9 protein-coding genes are annotated in these 11,193 nt (G+C 45.1%); 6 read left to right on the top strand and 3 right to left on the bottom strand.

Annotated elements, in window-relative coordinates:
- Nucleotides 1-339: 339 nt before the first annotated feature.
- The 3 genes from ACFO6W_RS22735 to ACFO6W_RS22725 form a co-directional block, all read right to left on the bottom strand.
- Nucleotides 340-1,260, bottom strand: coding sequence for a helix-turn-helix domain-containing protein (locus ACFO6W_RS22735; RefSeq protein WP_380000814.1), 921 nt, complete (start codon nucleotides 1,258-1,260; stop codon nucleotides 340-342).
- 732 nt (nucleotides 1,261-1,992) lie between these two features.
- A complete protein-coding gene (locus ACFO6W_RS22730) occupies nucleotides 1,993-2,979 on the bottom strand; it encodes a helix-turn-helix domain-containing protein (RefSeq protein ID WP_380000811.1) in 987 nt (328 codons plus the stop codon).
- A 403-nt stretch (nucleotides 2,980-3,382) separates the two neighbouring features.
- Complete coding sequence (locus ACFO6W_RS22725) at nucleotides 3,383-3,613, bottom strand: hypothetical protein (protein ID WP_380000809.1); 231 nt, start codon at nucleotides 3,611-3,613, stop codon at nucleotides 3,383-3,385.
- A 616-nt stretch (nucleotides 3,614-4,229) separates the two neighbouring features.
- On the opposite strand from ACFO6W_RS22725, the gene ACFO6W_RS22720 reads away from it, so the two are divergent.
- From ACFO6W_RS22720 to ACFO6W_RS22695, 6 genes are all read left to right on the top strand, one after another.
- Complete coding sequence (locus ACFO6W_RS22720; protein ID WP_380000807.1) at nucleotides 4,230-4,544, top strand: hypothetical protein; 315 nt, start codon at nucleotides 4,230-4,232, stop codon at nucleotides 4,542-4,544.
- 14 nt (nucleotides 4,545-4,558) lie between these two features.
- The gene (locus ACFO6W_RS22715; protein WP_380000805.1) at nucleotides 4,559-4,942 is read left to right on the top strand and encodes a hypothetical protein; all 384 of its coding nucleotides are present in this window, start codon (nucleotides 4,559-4,561) and stop codon (nucleotides 4,940-4,942) included.
- 398 nt (nucleotides 4,943-5,340) lie between these two features.
- Nucleotides 5,341-8,097: an immunoglobulin domain-containing protein gene (locus ACFO6W_RS22710; protein WP_380000803.1), complete on the top strand. Its 2,757-nt coding sequence runs from the start codon at nucleotides 5,341-5,343 to the stop codon at nucleotides 8,095-8,097.
- Nucleotides 8,098-8,575: 478 nt separating this feature from the next.
- Nucleotides 8,576-9,046: a hypothetical protein gene (locus ACFO6W_RS22705; RefSeq protein WP_380000801.1), complete on the top strand. Its 471-nt coding sequence runs from the start codon at nucleotides 8,576-8,578 to the stop codon at nucleotides 9,044-9,046.
- Nucleotides 9,047-9,122: 76 nt separating this feature from the next.
- Nucleotides 9,123-9,287 carry a hypothetical protein gene (locus tag ACFO6W_RS22700; RefSeq protein ID WP_380000799.1) on the top strand — a complete coding sequence of 55 codons (165 nt, stop codon included), beginning with the start codon at nucleotides 9,123-9,125 and terminating at the stop codon, nucleotides 9,285-9,287.
- Between the two features lie 636 nt (nucleotides 9,288-9,923).
- On the top strand, nucleotides 9,924-10,400 hold the full coding sequence (locus tag ACFO6W_RS22695) for a tyrosine-type recombinase/integrase (protein WP_380000797.1): 477 nt from the start codon (nucleotides 9,924-9,926) through the stop codon (nucleotides 10,398-10,400).
- Nucleotides 10,401-11,193 lie beyond the last annotated feature (793 nt).

Below are 11,193 nucleotides of genomic sequence, written 5' to 3'. Positions count from 1 at the left end.
CTGGCTTTGGCTGCACCGCCGTCCGTTTGAAACAGGTTTATGTGCCTTTACAAACAAAACTATACTGCATTACACCGGCAATTTATCCGTTATGATATATAACGGAGCATATTTTTATTATTTCTACCGGAATAGAAAAGATTAATTTTTATTTGTAAGCCTGTTTTTAAGGAAAGGAAGAAAATAGCAGCTAATTTTGAACCGGACAACACAAATTCTCTCATTTTGCGTTAATTTAGCCTGTTCATATCAATACCTAATACATACCAAGTGTCGGAACACGTTTATTTAACGCATATAAACAATTACAAAGTTGGGTGTTATTTCTTCTGATTTGCCTCAAATACGATTATCCATTTTTACGCTTTCTTTACCTGTTTCGTACCCCTGCCTGTTATGTTGCCGTATCTCACCCGGCGTCCGGCCCAGGCGCTGCTTGCAGAAGCGGTTGAATGTGGATTCGGATGCAAAACCGAATTCGGAGCTTAATTCTTTCAGGTTATGGTCGCCGGAGCAAAGGGCATGGTATATTTTTTTAGCCCTGTGCTCATTCATCCACTTGTACCCGGATATATTAAATACCTTCCTGAAGCGTTTCTCTATGCCCGAGAGGGACATATTCATGGCAGCAGCCAGTTCGGTAAGGGAGTGGTAATTGTGGTAATTGTCCATGATGTATTGGGAAAAGTCAGAGTCGCTGCTCAGGGCTTCGTAGAAGAACAACCCTAGTTCCTCTTTTGTGTAAGACTCTCCGAGAAGGTACAGCAATTCCTTTATTTTCAGCTCATTGTAATAACCACAACAGAGTCCTTTGCGTATACAGTAGACCAGCATATCCGTATAACCCCTTAGGGTTTCCTTCATTTCCAGCAGATAAGGGGACTCCTTCCGCGTATTCAGGGGAACCTGCGCTGCCGGGCTTCGGTGTACCAGGTTCTCCAGCCTGTAGCTATCGCAGAACTGCAGCTTGCAGTAAGGGCGTATAAACAGGAGCAGGGCTCCGGATTCAGCCCTGTAGCTGAAGTTGTAGCCTACAGGCAGGTAGAGCATCTGCCCGCAGCGCATCCGGCGGTTGTTGTACATCCCGAAGGAATAGGTGATCTCCCCCCTGAGCAGGAAGATAATCTTACTCTGCAGGGCCTGTTGTTCATTGTGGCTGCCGATACTTATTTCTTTGGTTTCAATGGCCGGCCTGGCTCCCTTGGCATAGTTCAGGCAAGTCTGGCAGGCAATGTGTCCGTTAAAGTGTAATGATTCCATATCCGGTTGGTTTTGAGTCTGTTTAATTAAGTTGTTTGTGTGTAAGCGTGATTTACAATTCAGAAAAGTATTGGTTATCAATATATTAAAAGCTGCGCTGCCTCCTGTTCTTATCCCGGTGGAAACTTACATTTTTTAACAATTTGTATGAAAGACCTGCCTTTATCTTTATTTTATATCTGTTAATGTATAAATACAGATAATTGTAATCCTGTTTAAATGCAACCCGTCACTTACCCGATGCCTGAAATATTCCGGTTACATATAGGTATATATCTCCACTGAGTTGTAATCATAAGCTATTTTTTTATTTCACACTGCTATCACACTGAATGTTTACTTTTTACAAAAAAAGTTCAATTTTAGCAGATAACTCATTGATTATGTATACAATATTCACTATCAAAGTTGCTAATTTTGTAAATTATTCGATATGCGTATTTCGTATCAGCTTATCTGATATTTATGGATAATTATATCGCAAATAGAATAGATATATGATTTACAAAGTAGTTTTCATAAAATAGAATCCATTATATTTGCGTTTTAAGAATATATACTTTTGATTATTTGCTTATATCGAATATATAGTTCAGGTTTGGGCAACCGGTATTATTTTAATATCGGTTGCCAAATATCTGATTGTTAACTTATTTGATTGTATAATGGAAGGAGTGACTATGCTCCGTTTCTTTTAAGCAGTGTAGTCGGAAAGGTAGCGTGAAAAATTTACTATTCTTCGCTTAAAGCATCGACGATTTCCCTTTGTTGTTTAAAATATTTTGCCCGGAATATTTCTCCGCTTTGTGTAATCAGTATTGAATATTTCTTAAGGGTGCTTATCCAGAAACTATGCATCCGGTAAATTGATGAATCATGGGTATACAAAAAGTCCAGGTCATATAAACGGACCCGGCTGTATTCGAAAAAGTCCGACTTAAAAAGAGAGTAGCAAAAATTAAAATCAATTTCCGAAATATAAATCTTAATCCGCTTGCCGGTGGGGAATATGCCTGTTGTGGCTATCGTTTCAATCTGGCTGAGCATCGAGTATAATTCGTTTTTCAAATCACGCAATTCCTCACTTGTAATAAGTCCGATATGGACGAAATATTTGATATCATCGACAAACGACTGGAATATATGCCTGTCTAAAATGTACTCGTTATTATCAACCGAATGTAACATATATAATCGTCTCATCATAAGTGAATGTGTCTCCTCTGGCAGTATCAGCTTCGACAGGGAATCAAAGGAAAAATTCGCATCTGCCTGATACATCCATTTAAATATGACGAATTTCGCCAGCGTGTTGTATTTCAGATAAAAAGAAGCGGGGACAATGTTATATGCCAGCTTCATAGATGCGTTCAGGAATGTATCCTCATGCTTAAAGTGGGCTATGGACGTTTCCAGTTGTTTATGGTAAGTATTGATAAAGTTGTCCGAGTATTCCTTATAATTAAGCGAAAATACGACATTATTTTCACTTTCCGGATGGACTATTTTATCCAGGGATATCCCTGTTTTCTGGGCAATTTGCATTGCTTCGTTAAATGTGAAGGGCACTTCTCCCCGGATTCGCCTGTAGACTGCATCCCGGGAATAACCGAGAATCTCCGCAATCTTATCTGACAATTTGTTTTGAGGAATGCGTTCTAATAATTCATTTATTAAACAACTGTTTATAGTCGTATGGTCTATGTGCTTTTTTACCATGGTTAAAAATTATGTATATCCGGTTTTTGACAGTAACTGTATCATTGGTATATAAAAATAAAAACATATAAATAGAATAACATTTAATGACAAAGGGTTGTTTTATTTAACAACGAAAATTCAGTAAACCTCCGAAACACAGGTGGCGATAATCACCTCTGTTTTTTTATCATCTTTATATGTGTAAAGGTAAACTAATAATATTTCATTATTAATTGCAGGAAAGTTTAAAATTAAATCTTATTAAGGTTATTTCGCCTTTTAAATGTAGATAAAATTTTATACCGCAAATATATATCATATTGTTGATTTTTAATACCCATATATATCTTTTTGTTTTTAATATATGCGAATTGCGCAACTTTTGATCCGGATATTTCTTCAGCCCTAATCTGTTTTTGTCTTATTTCTCATCCGGCGACGCAGGGAAATCATCGACACATGTCTCGCGCCACAGCTGGCAACCACCGGCAAGAAACAGAACCAGCCGCTGTGGGTTATCAGCGAGGGCCTGGGCCATTCCTCCGGGAAGCAACTTACCCGCCATTTTATATGGCAGGGCATATTTTATATATTGTAAGCCTATTTTTACTGAAAGGAAGAAAATAGCAGCTAATTTTGCACCGGATAACACGAAACCTCCCGTTGTGCCTTAGTTTTGTCTGTTCATCTTGATATCTGACACTTGGTGAGTGTCGGAACCTGCCTATTTAAGGCATAAAAATAATTACAAAATTAAGCGTTAGTACCCTATAAATCATTACCCGTTTTAACCTGTCTATATCCCATATTTGCCCGTACAGTATTTTAACTATCTACTTTTTATGAAATCTTGAGCGGTTGAATGCGGATTCGGATGTTTAACCGAATCCTGAGCTTAATTCCTGCAAAGCCATGTGTCCGTTAAGGTGTGATAAATCTATATTCAGTTGGTATTGAGCTTGTTTAATCTTTGTTTAATGATGCTATTGCTGAGTCTGGCGGGTTTTCCCCCGGAAAGGCTATTGGTCATCAATAAGTTATATGGACTGTTGCCCTCCTTTTTTCAGGCCGGCGGGCGCCCGCCTGTTTAACGATTCGTGTCAGAAATTATCCCTCGTATTTATTTTTAGTTTCTAATTTGTTAATATACAGACAATTGCAATCCGATCAATATATCATCCGACACTCACCAAGTGTCAGAATAAAGTAACAAGAATAAAATTTTAAAAATCCCGGTTAAATCCTTTGCGCAAAACAAACAGAATAAAATGCACATATCATTGATTCACAGGGTACAGGAACGGCTCAGGCAGTGGCTGGCATTCGTCTTTCGTCACAGGATATTATTGTCCCTGCGGCGTTTTACACACCTGTTATCAGATACATTAATAAACAGCCGGGATGATCTTATCCTGCGGGGAGGCGTTTGCGTTGCAAATTGCTTTATTCATTGCCTTGTAATTGTATCCGCCGTGCTGCCGCTTGTGAAAGCCGCGGCGCGTCGTCTCCCTTGTTTTTACAACAATCCTTTATCTATAAAAAGTATAGGACAAAGAGTAAATAAAGAAAGTCTGATAATATAAAATTTTAAAGAAAAATGAAACAGATTAACATGAAAACCTTAACTACGCTCCTGGCTATCCAGTTCTGCGTCATCCTGCATGCCGGTGACGGTAAGGGAGCCGGTAACAAATCCATCCCCGCGGGGAGCCGGCCTGTAGCTGCCCCGATAAAGCCTACCGTACCTGACAAGCCCATGGTGAGCTCCTTTCCGGGAGGCATCATCCTCTCGCGTGTACAGCTAAAAAGCAGCGACGACCTGTCGCCTTACGCCGATAAACAGTCGGGAGATTACAGTGAACGGAGCCAAAGCCTTGCCGGCCTTTTGGTCTTCCATACCGGGGGTGGGGACAGTTCCCTTCCCAAAGGCCTGTATGTATGGGACGGTGACAAATGGCAGAAAGTAAGCTATGAACTTTAATAATGGACTTTAATAACGATACATATATAATTAATTATCAAATGAAAAAGAAACAGAACATAAGGAATTTACCTGTTTTGCGGATGGCCCTGCTGATACTGCTGTCCGCCTGCGCATTTTGCGCGCGCTCCCAGGTGACCGTCGGCGACGGTACGCCTCCGCGGGATTTTTCGGTACTGGAAGTCTCCACCGTCGATACAAAAGGGGGCCTGCGCCTGCCACAACTGTACACCGCCGAGCGTGACGCCTGGCGCGACTACTTTTTAGGGACAGCCACAGACAACCCGGTTATCACCGGGGGGCCGGGTGTTACCCCCGAAGAAGCGGCGGCCGCTGAGGGTCTTGCCATCTTCAACCTGGATACCAAATGCTATGAATACTGGAACGCCACGCGCTGGGTGAGCCTCTGCGAAGGCAACTCGCAGCTCACCATCTACCCTGATCCCTGTCCGGACGTATTGGCCGACGGTACGGGCTGTGACGATGAATTCCAGGTGACTGACCCCGATTGCGTCAACGGGCCGTTCAACTTCGCGATCATCATCGGCGGGGATTACGCCGCCCTGACCGACGTGGATGAATCAGACGGGCGTTTCCGTATCACCTTCCGGGAGAACAATACCACCCGTCAGCGCACGGTTGTCGTACGGGTGACCAGCAGTTGTACGGGTCTGTCCAAAGACTTCCTGTTCATACAGCAGGGGCAGGCCTGTAACGATACCCTGGGGGAAGCCCCGGCCATTACCGCTACCCCTGCCGGCACCGCGCTTTCCTATTGTGCGGGCGGCGCCGTTTACCTGTCGGTTCCGGCTGATACGCCTAACCTGGACGTCCTGATCTGGACGCTCAACGGCATAGAGATAGCCCGTGGGGTGAACTTCCTGGAAGTGACCCGCGAAGGACGCTACGATATACATATGGGTGCGGTAGGCTGTAACCAGCGGGACGATAATGCAGTGACCGTAACCAGGGACGGTACGGGCGCGCCCCTGGCGCCCAGCCTGGTAGTCCTGGGCAATAACGGCCAGGTCTGCGGGCCGGGAGGTACGACCCAACTGGTAGCCATGAACCCGAACAGCGGGGGAACCGTGCTTTGGTTCAAAGACGGGGTGTTGCAGGACGGCAGCAACGGAACGGACAATATAACCGGTACACAGGTGACCGTAGGCGTGGGCGACTGGTTCGCCGTGGTACAGGATGGTGACTGCCTGTCCCGGAAATCCCCGACAGAGAGCGTCACGGTAGATTCCAGTACGGGAACTTCCCTGACCACGCCTGTGGTCGACAAGGGAGGCGCTTTCTGCGCCGGCAGCACGATACTGCTAAGCGTGACGGCCGGAACCTTCGATGCTTCATACACCTATATATGGTATGAGAACAATACGCAGATCGGCACGGGCCGTTCGCTGTTGTACAATGTACCCGGGGGAGTACCATCGGTAGTCATCCGCTGCCGGGCCACCCTTGCGGGCAGTTGCGCGCAGGAGGCCTTATCCGTGGAGACAATCAGCACGGGGACAATACCGTCAACGCCTAAAATAGAAGGCAATACCGTCCTTTGTTCGGGTACGGCCATACTGAATGTACTGCCCGTCAATCCGGGGACTTACACCTATGCCTGGTATAAGGATAACACACTGATCGGGAACACCCAGACGATTACGGTGACCGAAGGAGGCGATTATTATGCCACGGTGACCGAAGGCTGTACCAGCCCGATGGCGCATGTCAATATACCGGCGGTCAGCTCCGCCAGCCCTGTGGTCACCCTGAACTCATCGTCGACTACACCGGGGCAGGCTAACCTGGGTGATGAGATCACCTATAACGCTGCCATCAACTTCGGCCCGGCTACGGGCTATGAATGGGACATACCGGCTGATATAGCGGAACTGCTGCAGGGAGGAACCGGATATTCCTATGCCCTTGTCCGTTACAAAGCGCAGGGGTCGAATACCCTGACAGCCCGGGTAACAAACGCCTGCGGGATCGGAGTCGGCACTCTCAACGTTACCGTAGGAAACGACTGTGCCGTTGTGACCGCAGTGACGCCTTCGGGCCCGACAGCCAGGACAACGGTTACAGGTGTAGCGGTAACCCTGGGGAATGTATCGGCTTCGTTCAGCGAGGGGTCTCCTGTAGCAAATTACAAATGGTACAGCAACGGGTCAGCCTCCAACACGGGGGGAACGGCTATCGACCCCGTGGCGACACTGACTAATTATACCTTCACCCCTTCAGCCGCGGGAACATACTATTTCTACTGTGAGGCAGACAACAGCGAATGCCCCGGCAGTCCGGTGCCAAGCGGCGTGTATACCGTTACTGTTTTAGATGCCCCAGTGATTACCGGGACAACGCCGGGATCGCGATGCGGCGCCGGCACCGTGAACTTGAGCGCTACCTCGAGCAGTTCCGTTCGCTGGTACGAAACTGCATCTTCGACAACCATCTTAAGCACTAATAACACGTTTACTACTCCGTCATTGAGCGCTAATAAAACATATTATGTTTCCGCGGTCAATGCAGGAGGTGAATCTGCCCGTTCTGCAGTGACGGCAACCGTGATACTAAACGCGATTAACTCTACAACGGGTGGTAGCCGAACCAGTCCGGGAACGGTCAAATTAGGCGCAACAGTATCGGCTGGAAGCACCATTTACTGGCAAACATCACCCACCGGCACTTCGACTTCAAACGCCGGAACCAGCTTTACCACGCCTACGCTCTCCGTGACCACCACATACTACGCTCGCCCATATAATGCAACCTGTAGTTGGGGTACTGCAGTATCAGCAACCGCTAGCATAAACATCTCTGCCACAACTGGCTGGGGGCAATACGCTATGGGATACTGGCAGCAGTACCAAGTGTCTATCCAAGCTGGTAATTACGTGGGCTTCGGGGTTGCACTAACCAATGGGGCCGCGCTCTCAGGTGTTGTATTCACAGCAATTTCATCGGTCGGCTCCCAAACCGTCCCACATTCTGTGGTCACGAGAACTCATGCAGGTAGAACCATACAAATGGCATACGTTTTATTAACACCTGCCGTGATAAACCAATATTACGGAGGTGCGCACACTGGTAACATACGAGTGAATTTTAGCGGTGGGGTGCAGAATGTATGGATTTTTACTCGAGATACTTTTTGATTTAGAAGCCTTTGTGACATAGATATATGCTTAGATTAATGAAGGGTGGATGAATTAAATAACAGTTTTATATAAAACTATAAACAAAATCCTCAACCCTATAGGGCAGCAGATTTCTACCCCTGTGGAGCAGCCGTAGGTACACGAAACCGAATAGGGTGTTTGAAAGACACCCTATTAAAACAAAAAAGGAGTTGAAAAGCGGGAATAAATATAAAATACTGATTAAATGCTAGTTACATGCAATTTCCGTGAACCGGAGCTTTTACAAAACAGGGAAATCTGTTGCCAAAGCAACGGAAAACAGGATTAACAGCTTGTAATAAAATATTTTACCTGCTTAACACCCTGGCAGATCAATCATTATTCTGTAGGGGATTTGTTTTCCCTACAGGATTCTTTCATTAGCAAACAGCGAAAGGAGAGAGAAAAAAAGTAAGAAAATAGAAAGTAATATAACCAAAAAACGAAGCACAAAATGCTACTTAACAAGCTGAGGAGGCTGCTGGGCATGGAAAAGCAGATCCTTCTTTCCGTACTCGATACCTTTCCGACCTGGCATAGCAGGTACGGGGAAGACACACATTTTGCCAGTAAGATCAAGGGTATCCTCCCACCGGGGAAGATCCATGCCCTCAAGAGCGGGGTTATCTTTTGGGAAGACGCCTGCCGGAAGCTGGCTACGGGCGGTTACTGTGCACGCATCGTATATCTGGAAGACAGGCCGACAGGTAAGGTCTATTATCCGATTACAAAATGTAAGACGCTGCATACACAGCGTGCCCGGTACGCCAAGGCATCGCAAAAGATACTGGTCGAAGGGAAACCCGTAGCTGTGGAAACGGTAGCCGGCAATGAAGGGCTGGCCTGTAACGACTTCCTGGAGTTCCTCGACAAGTATGACGAGAGGGAATTCGTTATCGTTCATTTTACCGGTTTCAGGTATTGATGGTTGGCCCCGGACGGTGTATGAGTTACCGGAGCAAAGCCATAGGAAAACAAACAAAACCAATAATAAGGACAAGATGTATGCACTACGATTAAAAAAGGATATAGCGGACGAAGCGTCCGGTCTCGGCCTGGATGCGATACTTGCCCGTGAAGCCGGAAACACAGGCATGGTTTACCTGTACCGCCTGGGCGGCGTTTTGATGTGCTTCCTTTCCCTGCAAACAGCATGCGATACTTAGATTGGGTCTTGGTTAAATCCTATACCATATATCGCCAATGCTCCATTTGCAAACGTAAGAACAATATAAAAATAATATTTCTGTAGATAGCGCATATAAAAAATATCCGCTATTGAAGTTCATATATATATATCACAAACAATCTTTTTACAGCCATTATATCGAACATACAGTTTCGTCGCAATATATTCAGTGAAATATTCAGAATAAAAACTTTGAGCAGATATACTTTCATCAAGTTCATATAAATGTAAGTCTGTGCCAGTAATTCTCTCATTTAAAAAGACTTTCTTATCTTCTTCATAAAAATCCTTACTTGACCTATGATAGTTATATCATATTGAAGTAAATTTTTCCCTTCATCCAAAAACCTGGTTTCCCAAACTGCTTTCTGCTTGCCTATAATCTGACGGAATCCCCGCATTTTCAATACTCCTATCGTTTGTACTTACTTTTCTCTTTCATCAACCACTTCTTCAATTCAGAGTCATTCACAATCCGTTCTAATTTCCTTTGTCTATGTCATAGGATGACATATGACGACGTATATACGCCACTGCTTTGACAACCAGCCTTATACATAAAATTAACGCCTATTTTTGAGACGTTTTTTTATTATCCACCATTTAATGGGGAATGAGCTTTGTGGATATGGCCTACCTGCGCAAGGAGAATATCCGCCAGGGGGTGATCAGCTACTACCGCAAGAAGACGGGCCAGAAGATCGAGGTGACGGTCACCCCCCCGTTACAGCGCATCATCGACAGCTTCAGCGGGGAATCCGGTAACAGCCCCTACCTCTTCCCCGTCATCCGGGATACGGATAAATCCCCGCGCCTGCAATACGAGAACGGCCTGCGCCTCCAGAATAAACGCCTGAAAAGGCTATCGGCTTTAGCCGGCATCGGGGGTAAATTATCGACCCATGTCTCGCGCCACAGCTGGGCGACCACCGGCAAGAAACAGAACCTGCCGCTGTGGGTTATCAGCGAGGGCCTGGGGCATTCCTCCGAGAAGATGACCTATACCTACCTGGCCTCCTTCGACCGTTCGACCCTTGACCGGGCCAACGAGCAGATCGCCCTGGCTTTGGCTGCACCGCCGTCCGTTTGAAACAGGTTTATATGCCTTTACAAACAAAACTATACTGCATTACACCGGCAATTTATCCGTTATGATATATAGCGGAATATATTTTTATTATTTCTACCGGAATAGAAAAGATTAATTTTTATTTGTAAGCCTGTTTTTACTGAAAGGAGGAAAATAGCAGCTAATTTTGAAACGGGCAATACAAAACCTCCCGTTTTACCTTAGTTTTATCTGTTCATCTTGACATCTGACACTTGCCAGGTGCCGGATGGCATATAGGCTGGATTTCAATTACCTGTATATTAATAAATTATGAATAGTAAATAAATGCAAGGGATAATTGCTGACACAAATCGTTAAACAGGAGGACTCCCCGCCAGCCGGAAAACGGAAGGGCGACAGGCTATTAATTAATTGATATGCACTATATTCCCTGAATGAAAACCGGCCTGGCACAGCGACAGCCTCATTAAACATAGATTAAACAAGCTCAATACCAACCGGATATGAAATTATCCTACCTTAACGGACACATGGACTGCCGGACTTGAGTGAACTATGCCGGAATTCGGATCTGTACCCGCATCTACATTCTACAGAACATGCCGGCAGCTCAATTAAGATATACATAAAGGCGTCGCGGGAAAAGAAATGGACAGAAACAAAATGGGATATAAACAGGTAAAAACGGGTAATGCTTTATAGGATATTAACGTCTAATTTTGTATTTGTTTATATGCATTAAACAAACAAGTTCCGGCACCTGGCAAGTGTCAGATGTCAAGATGAACAGATAAAACTAAGGTAAAACGGG

Origin of the sequence: Dysgonomonas termitidis, assembly GCF_042654545.1 — a bacterium.
Taxonomy (GTDB): Bacteria; Bacteroidota; Bacteroidia; order Bacteroidales; family Dysgonomonadaceae; genus Dysgonomonas; species Dysgonomonas termitidis.
Note: the sequence above shows the minus strand (reverse complement) of the source record. Positions and strands in the feature narration are given on the sequence as shown.